This window comes from Streptococcus sp. 27098_8_99 (genome assembly GCF_041431935.1).
Classification (GTDB): domain Bacteria; phylum Bacillota; class Bacilli; order Lactobacillales; family Streptococcaceae; genus Streptococcus; species Streptococcus parasanguinis_D.
Genome location: NZ_JAPVYQ010000003.1, coordinates 42,340 through 56,923 on the forward strand (window position 1 = coordinate 42,340; position 14,584 = coordinate 56,923).

General features: G+C 41.7%; 11 protein-coding genes and 2 pseudogenes. 1 reads left to right on the forward strand and 12 read right to left on the reverse strand.

Annotated features, from left to right (window positions below; genetic code table 11):
• Window positions 1-15 precede the first annotated feature (15 nt).
• The 6 genes and pseudogenes from O3605_RS02615 to O3605_RS02640 form a co-directional block, all read right to left on the reverse strand.
• Entirely contained in the window at window positions 16-666 is a 651-nt protein-coding gene (locus O3605_RS02615; protein ID WP_195529716.1) for a DUF1803 domain-containing protein, read from the reverse strand.
• Entirely contained in the window at window positions 650-1,162 is a 513-nt protein-coding gene (locus tag O3605_RS02620) for a YiiX/YebB-like N1pC/P60 family cysteine hydrolase (RefSeq protein WP_021153679.1), read from the reverse strand. The genes O3605_RS02615 and O3605_RS02620 overlap by 17 nt, the downstream gene beginning before the upstream one ends.
• Before the next feature lie 63 nt (window positions 1,163-1,225).
• Window positions 1,226-2,161 carry a manganese-dependent inorganic pyrophosphatase gene (locus O3605_RS02625; RefSeq protein WP_371585200.1) on the reverse strand — a complete coding sequence of 312 codons (936 nt, stop codon included), beginning with the start codon at window positions 2,159-2,161 and terminating at the stop codon, window positions 1,226-1,228.
• A gap of 124 nt (window positions 2,162-2,285) precedes the next feature.
• On the reverse strand, window positions 2,286-3,080 hold the full coding sequence (pflA, locus tag O3605_RS02630; protein WP_003005017.1) for a pyruvate formate-lyase-activating protein: 795 nt from the start codon (window positions 3,078-3,080) through the stop codon (window positions 2,286-2,288).
• 213 nt (window positions 3,081-3,293) lie between these two features.
• Window positions 3,294-5,603, reverse strand: a complete 2,310-nt coding sequence (locus O3605_RS02635) for a DUF8508 domain-containing protein (RefSeq protein ID WP_371585201.1) — start codon at window positions 5,601-5,603, stop codon at window positions 3,294-3,296.
• 129 nt (window positions 5,604-5,732) lie between these two features.
• Window positions 5,733-6,485: pseudogene (locus O3605_RS02640) on the reverse strand (alpha-amylase family glycosyl hydrolase); the annotation flags it as partial.
• Between O3605_RS02640 and treR the strand changes: the two are divergent.
• Window positions 6,405-7,038, forward strand: a pseudogene (treR, locus tag O3605_RS02645) (trehalose operon repressor). The pseudogenes O3605_RS02640 and treR overlap by 81 nt on opposite strands.
• Before the next feature lie 179 nt (window positions 7,039-7,217).
• Here the strand turns inward: treR and O3605_RS02650 are convergent.
• From O3605_RS02650 to O3605_RS02675, 6 genes are all read right to left on the reverse strand, one after another.
• A complete protein-coding gene (locus O3605_RS02650; protein WP_049497813.1) occupies window positions 7,218-8,021 on the reverse strand; it encodes an ABC transporter ATP-binding protein in 804 nt (267 codons plus the stop codon).
• A gap of 9 nt (window positions 8,022-8,030) precedes the next feature.
• Window positions 8,031-8,924, reverse strand: coding sequence for an ABC transporter permease (locus O3605_RS02655; RefSeq protein ID WP_003005682.1), 894 nt, complete (start codon window positions 8,922-8,924; stop codon window positions 8,031-8,033).
• A 10-nt stretch (window positions 8,925-8,934) separates the two neighbouring features.
• A complete protein-coding gene (locus O3605_RS02660) occupies window positions 8,935-9,912 on the reverse strand; it encodes an ABC transporter substrate-binding protein (RefSeq protein WP_049497812.1) in 978 nt (325 codons plus the stop codon).
• Between the two features lie 407 nt (window positions 9,913-10,319).
• The gene (locus O3605_RS02665) at window positions 10,320-11,669 is read right to left on the reverse strand and encodes a hemolysin family protein (RefSeq protein ID WP_049497811.1); all 1,350 of its coding nucleotides are present in this window, start codon (window positions 11,667-11,669) and stop codon (window positions 10,320-10,322) included.
• A gap of 115 nt (window positions 11,670-11,784) precedes the next feature.
• Window positions 11,785-13,266, reverse strand: coding sequence for an AcpB/EbpR/MafR family transcriptional regulator (locus O3605_RS02670; protein WP_049497810.1), 1,482 nt, complete (start codon window positions 13,264-13,266; stop codon window positions 11,785-11,787).
• A 136-nt stretch (window positions 13,267-13,402) separates the two neighbouring features.
• Window positions 13,403-14,530, reverse strand: coding sequence for an AI-2E family transporter (locus O3605_RS02675; protein WP_371585202.1), 1,128 nt, complete (start codon window positions 14,528-14,530; stop codon window positions 13,403-13,405).
• Window positions 14,531-14,584: the final 54 nt, after the last annotated feature.

Sequence of the window (14,584 nt, forward strand, 5' to 3'; positions counted from 1 at the left end):
GAAAATTCCTAGCCTTTATTTTTTTATAAAAATGAATCGTTCTTTATCAAATTCGACAGCTAACTCATACTTTCCATCTTCATTTTGAATGATGTAGCCCAATAAAACTAAACTGTCGACAAAGATGTCCTTGCGCTTTTGCTGGACTACTTCTTTTTTGAGGAACTTGAGCAAAAAGCTAGTCATATACTTGAGAGCATACTCAGGATTGACATCTCCCAAAATAGCATAGAGCTTTTCTTGCTCCTCTGTCAATGGATATTGGTGAGCAACCTTGTAGAAGTAATTGGAAAGGGTCTGTGCATGTCGCGCAAAGTCCGTCTCCTCTATGAGAATCGCTTCATTGGTAGTATTGCGGAGTTCCGTTTGGAAGACCTTGGCTTTTAATTCTTGATAAACTGCACTGTCCTCTCGGACAAAGACCTCCTGATCCAAATCGACAAGATCAGCTGACTCCAAGAAAGGCAGGTTGAGGGTGTAGCGTTTATTTTCTCGAAGGATAAAGCCCGCTTTGATATATTCCTCCATCAGCTTATCCACTGGTTGATCTGGAAATTGGGCCTTGATTTGCCGCAGGATCACATCGTCGTGCTGATCCAAAAAGTTGATCAAGTCCTTGAAAAATGGCTGACGTGTCAAACGTGTGGGATTAATGATTGTAATCATCCAAATACCTTTCTTTAAACTGTAGCTGTAGTGATTGGGCTAACTGACTAGGATTGGTCCCGGGCTGATCCAAAGGAACCGCTAGACCAAGCTCTCTGTAGTAATCTTCCCAAAACGGACTAATCTCTTGTTCTCCTTCCCCAAACCTCATGGGAATGGTCTCAAAAATAGGAAGTAGTTCGGCAATGAACTGGGAACAGTAATAACCATCTCCATCCGGGTAAAAGGAAGCATTGTAGGGAGCACCTAAAAGACTCTCTGCCCGCTTTTTGACTTCTTTGAGATCGATTCCCGAATAGCGATAAAGGTCATAGACTTTCTCAGCTTCAAAGAAATCTTCAGGGGATTGGGCAAGGACGCCACCTTCTACCGTGGCATGATAAATGAATCCGTCCAAAAAGATGGCCACATGGCTATAGTTGCCAGTTGATGCCTGGATGGCCTGCCCCATTTCTGTATTTTCACTGACAAAAATCAAATCGCCCGTCTCCAACATGGTCTTCTCCTAGCAAAAAAGGAGCCGAAACTCCTTTTTAACGATGGGTTTCCCCATTTATCATTAGCCATTAAAGCTTTCAGTCAATTGAGGTACCACTTGTTTCTTACGTGAAACAGCGCCTGGAAGGAAAGCGTGGTTGTTTTCAAGTTTGAAGTTGAAAGCTGCTTCTACCTTGTCCATATTAGCACCAAGGGCAAGAATTTCTGAGTTTGAGTTGACGATGTCTGTAATCATCAAGACAAAGTCAGAGTACCCGTTAGCTGCATTGGCAGCTTGGATGGCTGCTTCGATTTCAGCTTGGCGTTCCAAAACTTCAGCAATATCAACTGTGTTCACTTGAGCCACACGAACGTTATTTCCGTTCAATTCAAAAGTCTTAGCATCGATATCGATCAATTCTTCTGCTGATTTGCTTGCCAAGTTGGTACCAGCCTTGAGCATGGCAAGACCGTATTCTTCCAAGTTGACACCAGCCAATTCAGCCAATTCTGGCGCAATCACCTTATCAGATGGGTGTGTTGTTGGAGATTTCAAAAGAAGGGTATCTGAAATCAAACCTGAAAGCATCAAACCTGCCAATTCTTTTGGCACTGCTACACCGTGTTCTTTGAACATGCGGTATACGATAGAAGATGCTGATCCAACTGGTTCCAGACGCATGTATAGTGGGCTAGCAGTTTCAAAGTTTGCCACACGGTGGTGATCCACTACACCGTAAACTTCTACTTCAGCGATATCTGAAACAGATTGTTGGAATTCATTGTGGTCCGTCAAGATGACTTGCTCTGCACCTTCTGCTTTAGCTGATGTGACGACGCGTGGTGCTTCCACACCAAAATAGTCCAATACGAAAGCTGTTTCTTCATTTGGAGTTCCAAGAGCCACTGCTTCTGTATCCAAACCATAAGCTTCTTTTGCAAGATAAGCAAAAGCTACAGATGAGCCGATAGCATCTGAGTCAGGATTTTGGTGACCAAAAACGAGAATTTTTGACATGTTTCTACCTCTTTATTTCATTTATAGATTCACTCTATTTTAGCACGTTTTGCCATTTAAAGAAAGGGAATAGTTGTGCATTTCAATAGAAAAGACAGCTGGAAGGCCCAACTGTCTATACTTTTTATCCTTTGACCCGTTTCAGGTAATCTTGGTAACTTTCTGTTTCCATCAAATCTTTTGCATTTTGGACCCGTTCTTTTGTCGGTGGTTTCACACCCTCCAATTTGTACGGAATTCCCAATTCACGCCATTTGAATTCCCCCATAGTATGGTAAGGAAGGATCTCAAATTTATCGACATTTTTAAGGGTTTTAACAAATTTTCCAAGTTCGATCAAGTCATCATCTCGGTCTGTCAAACCTGGCACCAAAACGTGACGAATCCAGACTGGTTTTCCAATATCAGATAGGTACTTGGCACAAGCTAGAATCGTTTTATTGGTATGGCTGGTCACAATTTTGTGACGTTCATCATTGATTTCCTTGATATCAAGAAGCACCAAGTCTGTCACTGCCATCAAGCGGTCAAATTTTTCCAAATAACGAGGCGTATTCCGGAAAGGAAGAGCACAGGTATCCAAAGTACAATGAATGCCCAACTCTTGAGCCTTGGTAAAAAGTGCAATCAAAAAGTCAATCTGCAAGAGGGCTTCTCCACCACTGACCGTGATTCCCCCTTTTTCGCCCCAAAATCCACGATAACGGAGGGCTTCTTCTAGGACATCATCCACGGTCCGTTCACGGGACTTGTTGGTTTCCATTGCCCAAGTATCTGGATTGTGGCAGTATTGGCACCGCATTTGACACCCTTGAAGAAAGACAATAAAGCGGATCCCAGGCCCGTCTACTGCCCCAAAACTTTCTGTTGAGTGTACCATTCCTGTTACTTTTCCATAGTCAACTGTTTCATTTTCCATTGAGGAACCTCTTCTCTTGAAAACGTTTTATGGTTTTATTATAACACGATTCCATCTATTTTAAAGAGTTTAAGCTTCTTTTTGAAAAGAAACTGTTCTTTTCAGTAGTTTTCATTGTCCTAGTACAGTTTCCAATATGGAACTATCTGTCCTGTATTTTAGGAGAAAAAAAGGAGCCAGCGACTCCTTTTTTAGATCTTTCTTTTGAAAACGTTAGTAAGTCTTTTTCTTCTTGTAGAAGACAAGACTCATCGTAGCTACTGCCACTCCAAAAAGGGCTAGATAGCTTGTTTCTTGTCCAGTAGATGGAAGGATTTTCCGTTTACCTGGTGTCTTGGTTTCTGTTGTAGCCTCTTCCTTGTCGTCTTGCTTCTCATCTTCGTTCTTGCCCTTCTCTTTGCTTTCAGCTGTTGAACTCTTTTGTTCATTGGCTTGAGTCTGATGAGGGACTAGTTGAGATCCTGTATTCGATGAAGAAGGGCTGGTTTGATCCGTTGGTTGTCCTGTATTTCCTTGTTGATCATCCGTCGGCGTTCCTGGAGTTTGTGCTCCACTAAAGTCGATTTGGACCAAGACAGGATCATGGTCTGATGCACGACCGTGTTCCTTCATAAAGGAAGCATTGATATGGACTGGTTCAAACCTTGCTTTTGCTGCCATGTTGTTTGAGATAAAAATGTTATCCAAAACTTGATTGCTTCCACGGTAGAAATAAGAATAGCGATCCCCTGCATCATGTTGGGCCATTAAGTTGGTTAGTTCGTTGCCCGCAAGGATCTGTGCTGTGGTTGAGAAATCGTAGTCATTAAAATCACCCGTCAAAACAAAGGTGGTCTTCGGATTTTGCTTCAAGCCTTCTTGAACGAATTGATGGATGACACTGGCTTGTGCTTCACGCGTTGGCAATGTATGTTCCACTGCTGGTTGGCTTGCCCCATAAATAGCATCATCTCCAATTTTTGATTTCAAGTGATTGGCAATCACCACAACTGGTTGACCTTTGAATTCAAATTCAACAGCCAAAGACTTGCGAGTATGATCAAACGATGGGTCATTAGGGGCAATCCGAGCTGGGTTTTTAACCAGGTGTCCCTTGTCAAATTGCGCCGCTTCCTTGCTAGTTGCTGCCTCTTTTTTGGCTAAGGTTACGCGTTCTGGATTGTAGAGGATTCCCAAACGAATATTGGAACCAGGCTTTCCTCCGTCAGCGCCATCTACTGGAGCAACCTCCGTATATTCATAGCTCTTGCCACCCAATTCCTTGATCCGATTGGCTAGTTTACGTCCACTTTCAACACCACTTGTCGTCCCGTCATCCACACTACCATTATTGTCCTGCACTTCGATCAAAGTGATGATGTCAGGATTGTGAATTTCATGGATAAAGGAATTGGCAATCAGCGTCACCTTATCCTCTGGGGTTTCATTTTTGGCATTGTTGGCCGAGAAATTTTCAATATTGTAGGAAGCAATGGTCAGCTTGTCCTCACTTGGTTGGGTTTGAGCTGCTTGACGCTGCAAGCCACCGTCTTGGACCGTCAACTGTTGAGTAGGTTCTAACTTATAAAAGCTATTTCGATACGTTACCACTCCTGTTACGTCTTCTGTAAGGTAATCCTTGGCTTTTGCGACAAACTGATTCCCAACATAAATCGGGATCGTCGCTGTATTTTGCGCATGTGGCCGTAGATTCAGACCTCCAATATTGTTTAAAGGAAGGCCTGTAAAATCTTCTCCCAATACATAGATATCTCCTTTGTACTGGGGACCAAGGACATGCGGTTTCTTCACCACCGTGAGCATTCCTTCCAGGCTTTCCCAATAATCGAGAGCATCGGTTTCTGGAGCATAAGCCGTCGGATTAGGCTTCACCTCCGCTGGCATGCCCGCAGTGATATTCACAGCTTCTGGAAGAGGGGCTGTCCCATCTTTTGTGATCCAAGCATCGACTAGCATGGTCACCGTTAAACTATTCGTCGGTTCCTTAAAGGTCTTCCCAGCTCCCAAGGTAACCTCTTCCATATAGCCTTCCTTGATAGTACCAGTGATTTTTACCTTGTCACCGACCTTGACCTTGTATTTAGAAACTACATAAATCCCATCTGAAGTCCGACTATTACCATCCGATTCAATATCTTGAGCATAAAAACCATAGCGGTCTGTTTTGGTCACGACCGCATTTTTGATGGCTACCTTTTGGCCTTCAAGTGGAGAGCGTTGCGCTTCCCCTTGAATCTCCCCAATCTTAACCGTCTTCTCTTCGGTATCCTCCGAGGAACTGCTAGATATCTCTCCTCTATCACTCGAAGCTCTCGTCGTAGCTTCTGTAGTTGTTGTTGTAGCAGAAGTCGAACTATTTGTCGAGTTTTCTTCGCTGCTAGTGTTCGTCACAAGCGCTGGCTCTGAAGTCGAAGCTGTGGTCTCGTCTGCAACTACCGTGAGGGTACTGCTAAAGACCCCCAACTGACTAGCCAATAAGGTGGCTACTCCCAGTAGGCGAATCTTTTTACCGTTTTTTCTCATGCGTTTCTCCATCCCTAAAAAGATTTCCTCTTTTATTATAAGGGAAGAACTTTGCATTTTCAAGCGCTTTCAAAAATATTTTTCAAAAAGAAAAACACTTCGACCCAAAAAGATCGAAGTGTGAAATACTTAAACTAAAATCGCCAGTGTCTGATATGGTTTCAGAATTACTTTTTCAGAAAGCTCTACCTTCTCATAGTTGGACAAGAGCACGCGCCCTGCTTGGTAGTCTTTTGGAATCGCTACTTCGACTTCACTTCCATAGAAATGATTGAGTACCAAGAGTTTTTGACCGTCTAAGTGGCGTTCAAAAGCGTAGACTTCTTGACTATCTTCCAGTGCTGGCAGGTAGCTGCCTTCTGAAATGATGGGCATTTCTTTTCGCAAGCGAATCAATTCTTTATAGAAGGTAAAAATTGGGCCATCCATTTCCTTTTCAACGTTGAAGTCTTTATAGGACTTCCCAACTTTCAACCATGGCGTCCCTGTTGAAAAACCGGCATTTAGAGAAGCATCCCATTGCATGGGCGTACGTGAATTATCACGTGACTTAGCTTGGATAATCTTGAAGGCTTGCTCAGGTGACTTGCCTTGGTCCAAGAGCATTTGGTAAGCATTGATGGACTCCACATCCACGTAATCTGCCATCGAATCATAGTCTGGATCTATCATGCCGATTTCTTCTCCCATGTAGATATAAGGGGTACCACGTGACAAGTGAAGGCTAGCTGCGAGCATGGTCGCTCCTTCATTGCGGAAGTTCTTGATATCTACAAAGCGATTCAAGGCACGAGGTTGGTCATGGTTATTCCAGAAGAGGGCACTCCAACCATCTCGTTCACTCATTTCCTTGCCCCAAGTATGATAGAGACGCTCAAGCTCTTGCAGGAGGAAGGCTTTATCGAGACTGTTCAAGGGATGGGTTCGCAAGTTTCTAGACAAGCTCACTTTGACTTCCCTGTTTCCCAATTAACCAGTTATCAAGAAATCGTCAAAGCTTTCAGAAACCAATGTCATTCGTTTAGAAAAGATCAGTATCGATGAAAAAGGCGCTAAAAAGACAGGCTTCCCCCTTCACCGATTGGTTTGGAAAGTAACCCGGCAACGGATGGTGGATGGTGTCGCTTCTGTCTTAGATATTGATTACTTAGACAGAGAGCTGATCCCAGGCCTTACTAAGGAAATTGCCCAGCACTCTATCTACCAATATATAGAAGAAGACTTGAAATTGCAGATTGGCTATGCTAAGAAAGAAATCTTGATTTCACCAATCGATAATCGTGACAAAATCTTACTGGATCTTGGAAAAGACAAACACGTAGTAACGGTCCGCTCCCAAGTTCACTTAGCAGACGGACGGCAATTCCAGTTCACCGAAAGCCGGCACAAATTAGACAAGTTTCATTTTGTCGACTATGCAGAGCGGAGGAAATAAAGGAGGCTGGGACAAAAGTCCTAGCCTCTCAATTATTTTTGGATTGTCGAGCAAGACGCAGTGGTTGAGTGGGCTCACTACGCTGATTTCATCAGCTTTTACAGCCCTACTCAACTGTGCGGAGGTGGGACGACGAAATCGAATTCTAACGAATTACCGATTTCTGTCCCACTCTCATTTTATCCTAATACCAATTCATCACTAACCAGGGTTTCACCACTGTTTTGGTGGAAGAGGCGCATCAAATCTTCAACCGTTAGGTTTTTCTTTTCTTCTCCTTTGACGTCGACAACGATCTTGCCTTGGTAGAGCATGATCAAGCGGTTGCCGTATTCAATCGCATGGTTCATATCATGCGTAATCATCAAGGTTGTCAAATCATGGCTTTCCACGATCTTTTGTGTCAATTCCATGACCATTTCACTAGTCTTGGGATCGAGCGCTGCGGTATGTTCATCCAGAAGCAAGAGTTTGGGTTTGACCAAGGCTGCCATGACCAAGGTCAACGCTTGACGTTGCCCACCAGACAAATATTGGGTATCGACTTTGAGACGGTTCTCTAAACCGATATTCAGTTCCTTCAAGGCTTCACGGAATAATTCGCGATCTTTCTCGCGAACTCCCCAGCTCAAACCACGAGATTTCCCCCGTCGTTGGGCAATGGCCATATTTTCTTCAATGGTCAAACGGGAAGCTGTCCCCATTTTAGGATCTTGGAAGACACGCGCAATATCTTTCGCACGCTTACGAACACTCGTATTTTTGATGGAGTTACCTTCTAGCAAGATATCCCCTTCATCCACGACTAGGTTTCCTGCCAAGATGTTCATCAAGGTTGATTTCCCAGCTCCATTTCCACCGATAACCGAAATGAAGTCTCCTTCTTCTACTTGGAGATCCAAGCCTTTTAAGACATGGTTTTCATTGACTGTTCCTGCTTCAAATGTCTTATGAATACCTTCAATTGATAATAATGTTGCCATACTTTTCTCCTATTTATTTCCTAACTTCAGTCCACGAACACGAAGACGTTTTTGCGCCTCAGGAGCGAACAAGACAATCGCGAGCAAGATCGCATTGAAGAGACGAACCATATTTTGATCGAGATTTGGGATCTCGTAAATATTTAAGATAATCAAACGGTACACAATAGCTCCAACCCCGATGGAAAGCAAGCGCCAACCAATGGTCAATTCGTGGATCAAAACTTCAGCGATAATCACAGCACTCAAGCCGACTACGATCGTCCCTGTACCAGAAGTCACATCTGAGAAACCATCATTTTGTGCAAACATGGCTCCACAAAGGGCAATTAAACCATTGGAAATCATATAGCCCAACATCTTCATGTTATCTACATTGACCCCATTGGCCTCACTCATTGGAATGTTATCACCTGTCGAGCGCAAAACCAAGCCAAGCTGCGTCTTCATTAAGAGAGTTAACAAGATACAGACGATGATCAAGCAAGAAATACTAATCAAAAAGACAGCTTCTTCATTGGACAAGCCCAATTTCATGACACTTTTGAAAATGGTACTGGCATCGCCAATAGAGAGGTTGGGAACTCCCCCCATGATTTTAATATTGATAGAGTAGAGACCCGTCAAAGTGACAATCCCTGTCAAGAGGGCTGGAATTTTCATTTTTGTATGGAGAATTCCAGAAACCAATCCTGCGATCATCCCCGCCAGGAAGCCTAACAAGGTTGCAAGCCAAGGGTTTCTTCCTGCTTGAATTTGGGAGGCTACAACTGCTGCCCCAAGTGGAAAGGCTCCTTCTGCCGTCATATCGGCAATATCTAAAATTCGAAATGTTAAGTAAACACCAATCGCCATGATCGACCACAATAAACCTTCTGATAAACTTGATAAAACGAAATTCATCTCAAACCTCCTATTTTTCTACCTTCAACGAGCTAATATCAATTCCAAGCTCTTTCGCCATCTCTTTATTGGTATGCAATTCTAATTTTTCAGGTGTTTCAACTGCGATTTTGACAGGTTTCTCACCCTTCATAATGCGAATGGCCATCCGAGCAGCTTGTCTTCCCAATTCCTCATAATCAGTACCAAAGTTGTACAAGCCACCAGTAGCTACCATTTCAGCAGATCCACCAAAAACTGGCACCTTATGGCTGATAGAGACCTGTTTCACAGTGTCCATTGTAGAAGAAATGATGTTATCCGTCGGAACAAAGACGATATCTGCTTCTGACATGATACTGTCTGCTGCAGCCTTCACATTGTTACTATCGAGGATGGTTTTTTCAACCACTTGATAACCTTTAGCTTCAAGGATCTTCTTCGCATTGTCTTTTTGGACGACGGAGTTAGGCTCACTTTGCGTATAGAGGATCCCAACTGTTTTCGCCGTTGGAAGGACTTGCTTAATCATATCTACCTGTGTAGAGATCGCATCTTCTGACTGGTCACTTGTCCCCGTGATATTGCCGCCAGGCTCTTTCAAGTTTTTCACCAATTTCGCTGCCAATGGATCGGTCACAGCTGAGAAGACAACCGGCGTTGTTTTCGTCGTATTAGCCAAACTTTGTGCAGAAGGGGTTGCAATCGCAAAGACTAGATCACTTTCTTCCGCCAATTGTTTGGAAATGTTTTTCAGATTTCGTTGCTCCCCTTGAGCATTTTGGAAATCAATCTGGATATTTTTCCCATCCACATAGCCCTCTTTCTTCAACTCATCGATAAAGCCTTTTCGTGTCGCGTCGAGCGACTTATGGGTGATGTACTGGGAAATCCCAATCCGAAATACATTGTCTTTTTTAGCATCCTTCAGATGGTGTAAGGTCACCAATGAGGTTAACAGCAGTCCTACAACCAGGACAGGTGCTAGTAATTTCTTCACTACTTTCATTTTTTGACTCCTTTTCTGCAAATAAACAAAAAATCCGCTTAGATCATTCTCTAAACGGATGCTTGAAATTCTCCAACAAGTTACAAAACCTCGGTCCATTTAGATACTAGCTCTATGGACCATCATCAAAAATCTTAGCCACATAGATACAAACAAATTGCTTGGGTTGTTTGCATCCATGAGATCATGTCTACAAACACTATCTAAAGTAGCTAAAGTAAAATTTTTGAGTTGAAATGGCTTGTTGCTTCATGTTTATTTTCTGCTTTCTTTATTTATGGGTAATATCTTACCTTAATTTTTTTTAGCTGTCAAGACTATTTCAGAAATTTTTAAAATTTTTTGAAAATTCAACTAGCCCTGTCAAGAAAAAAATAGAGGCTGGAACACGTCCAGGCCTCTATTTTCTAATCTTCTTTTGATTTGGTTTCTTCATCATCTTCGACGATTTCAGAAATTTCAACTTTTACCTTGGTCACACGACCATTTTTCACCTTGTCATTTGTCAGAATCAAGTGTTTCTTTTGACTATCGACTTCACAGCTGAGTCGCTCTTTCAAGGTCGGAATTCGCCCAACCTCTGTCAGGTAATAGCCTGCAATGGTATCCACATCATCGCTTTCCAACTCAACATCAAAATATTCGTTAAAGTCATTTAGAGACATGGCTCCTTGTACGACATAGGTATTGTCCGCAATTTCAAAGACATCAATTTCCGCTTTGTCAGTCTCATCGTCAATTTCACCAACGATTTCTTCCAAGAGGTCTTCAAGAGTAACCAAACCAGACATCCCACCATATTCATCGAGTAGAATGGCCATTTGATTTTGCGTATTGCGCAATTCCTTCAAAAGATCATCCACAAAAATGGTTTCTGGAACAAACAAAGGTTCTTGCAAAATCTTTCTTAAGACAATATTATCAAAGCCATTGATAAATCCTTCGTTCAAGAGACGTTTGGTATGGATGAGACCGATGACATTGTCCTTGTCATCATCATAGACAGGAATCCGTGAAAAGTTTTGCTTAAGGATACTTTCAATAATTTCTTTGGTATCATCATTGATATCGACCATGAAGGCATCTGTCCGTGGGACCATGACTTCACGCGCTACCATTTCATCTAATGAAAAGATCCCTTGGAGCATCTCAATCTCGTCCGCATCTAGTGTTGCTTCACTATTGGTCAGCATATACTCGATTTCATCCCGCGTCATCTTTTCATCCGGATCATCGAATTCCATTGGCGTGATACGGCTCAAAAGGTTGGTCGATGCTGAAAGCAACCAAACAAAGGGGCTGACAATTTTTCCTAATAGAATCACAATCGGAGCTGTTCGAACAGCCAACTCATCTTTTAGGTTCATAGCGATTCGTTTCGGATAGAGTTCGCCAAACACGATCGAAATATAAGTCAAAAATGCTAGAGATAAAAAGCTTCCAGCTGCAAGAGCCGTTTTAGTATTGCCCATCCATCCAGCAATGACATGACCGAGACTTTCTGCAAGACTCGCCCCAGATAAGATGGTAATCAAGGTGATCCCCACCTGAATAGTGGATAAGAAATGGTTGGGCTGTTCCAAAACGCTAAGAAGACGGATGTATCTTTTATCTCCTTCTTCAGCCTTTTGCTCTACACGAGAGCGATTTAACGATACCATTGACATTTCAGTCGCCGAAAAAAAGGCGTTCAATAATGTCAAAACAATCAATAAAATAAATTCCAGTAAAATTTCCTGACTGCCAGGGTCTTCCATGGATAGTTTCCTCCAGTATATAATATTGTATATTATACCACAAAATAGGAGAGCCTGCATTCTTCTATAAAATTTTCTTTTTTTACCATCAAAAAATCAGGACCAGGTCCTGATTTTAGTGTTCTGCACTGGTAAAATCATAAAAGAAGGCATTGAGTTTTTCAACCAGCTCAAGCGATGAGAGACTACTTGTACAGATAAAAGGTTTTTTCTTTAATTCGGGCATCATAAAGTTGGCTACCACCACATCTGCATCCGAAGCTTCGATATCATCCACTGTCAGATTGTACTTGATCATCTGTGTAAATTCAAAGTTATCCGTACAGTAGAAATCAAGGAAATCAATCATGGATTTGGCATGGTGATCGTCAAAACGACTGATAATCAAGACCTTAATAGACTTCCGTCGGCGCAACAACTGCGGTAAGAGACGTTCCCAGTGAGTATAGACCGTGTAGATCATGTGCTTGATGATCTCTTCGTTCAGATCATGCTTCATGGTCTTCATATAAGTGATGATATGCTCCTTCAAATCATCATAGAAGGCTGGGAAGATGCTCATGAAATCTTCGTTGGTATTGGTCTTCGTATCAATTAAGAGGAACTCGGAGAATAATTCCTTCCGACCTAAGTGAGCCGTATTGTGAACGTGCATCAACATCTCATCAAGATTTTCAATGTCTAAATCATAGGTATAGCATAGATCCTTGAACATATCTTTGATGAGTCTGGTCGATTCTTTGGCATACGGATCAGTTTCTGCAGCTTCGACCAAGCTTTCTGGGCTGAAATAGAAATTCTCTTGAATGAAGATGATGAAGAATTGCTCCAGCACTCTTTCATTCAACTCGACACCCAACTGCAAACTAAAGTAGCGCAACATCCCCTCGACATTGGTCACCCCTTGATACTGGTCTTTATACACATCATAGTTCGTTGGCATGTCAATAAAATAGCCCTGCTTAATACGTGATAAGTAGACTGTCAAGAGAACTTTATAAGACCTGAGTAAAGAGAAGGTCAATGGATAGCCATAGAGTTTGAAGAAGAAGGTGATCAAATCGGTCACCGCCTCTTCCTTAAATTCTGGGAAAGGCCACTCCATATAGTAATAACGTTCCGCAAAATACTGGGCATAGAAGAAACGAACATCTACTTCATCCCCGACAAGATTCAAGGGTTTCAAATCAATCTTTACATTGTATTTGGTTTGAAGTTTCTGATTGATCGTCCGAATCAAGCGGTAGAAAGATTGGTAACTCAGATCAAACTTTCTGCAAATATATTCATTAGAAACATCCTTGTTGAAGAAGAGATATTCAATCAATTCGAAGGCTTGTGATTCTTTAAAAAAGTGATGATAAATCACCTCAAGCCCAACCGAATCCTCATAACTGATTTTGATCCCATTGGTAGAGGATTCAATTAAAAAGTCATCAAATGTACTACGAAGATTAGACAAATCCTCTTTTAACGAACGTTCTGTACAATCCAAACGCTTGGCCAACTCTTTCAAGTGGAACCATCTTTTTTCCTTAATCAAGATTTCCAACAATTGCAATTGGCGTCTCTGTTTTTTGGATAAGAGGAGTCTCATCTTTCCCTACCTTTTCCTATTTTCTTTCAAAATCACTTATATTTTAACACATTTCATAGCACTTGTTGACTTTTTTACGGTATTTTTTCAAAAAAATGTACAAAAAAGACTCCAAGGCCCATATAGGCGCTAGAGTCTAAGATTTATTAATGATTCCAAATTCTTCTTTTTTCTTCTGCTCCTTCGCAGCACGGTGGTTATCATATAGATTGGCCAAGAATTTTACAATTTCTTTCCCAATCGAATAGACTGGAATCGCGACGACCATTCCGATAATTCCGTAGATATTACTTGAGAGCAATAAGAGAACCATAATGGTAATCGGGTGAACCTTCATCACGCCTCCAACGATACGTGGATAAAGAATATTGCCATCGATCTGCTGGATAATCAACATGTAAATGACTGCTTTGATCATCATATCCATATCGGTAAAAGCATAAGTGATGATCATCGGAATCAAACCGATGGTTGGTCCTACATAGGGAATCAAGTTGGCCAGCCCAGAAAAGATGGCAAAGACCAAAGCATACTTCAATCCAATAAAACTATAGCCAATATAGGCTAGTGTTCCAATGATCAAAGCATCAATCGAAATACCACTAATATAGCGAGAGACTGTTTCATTCAAACTAACCAAGAGGCTTGAAATGTGGAGTTTGTCATTGCGTAAAACGGTCCGCTCTAACATAGGCAACAATTTCTTGCCATCAATCAAGAAATAAACCAAGAAGACAGGGGTCATGATCAAAATAAAGACCGTATTGACGATGGTATTGACCACACTTCCCAAACTGTTGGTCACACTATTTAAGAGATTTTGTAGGATATCCATATAAGAGAGATTCAACTGTTGAATCGTCGATTGGATATTTACATTCTGGAACAAAGGATTGGTCGAAAGTTTTCGAACCAAACTTTGGACTTCCCAGTATAGTCCTTGAGTTGAATTAATCAAGCTAGTTAACTGATTGATTAAGATGGGGAGCAGATAAAAGATCCCTAGACCAATGATCCCAAACAACAGTACTAAGGTGATCAAAATCCCAAACACACGCTTGATTTTTAAGTGTTTTTCTAACAATTCAACAATCGGGTTGGTGATATAGTATAAAAAACCTGCAATTAAAAATGGTAAGAGGATGGTATTCAGAACAGATACAAATGGAGAAATTAAAGTCCCCATTGATTTCCAAATATAGAAAATCACCGTCAATAATAAAATTTCACATGTCCAGAATAACAATTTACTATTTCGAAACATTCCTTACCTCCTGTTTTCTATTCTACCATATTTTATGTTAGAATAAAGGAGATT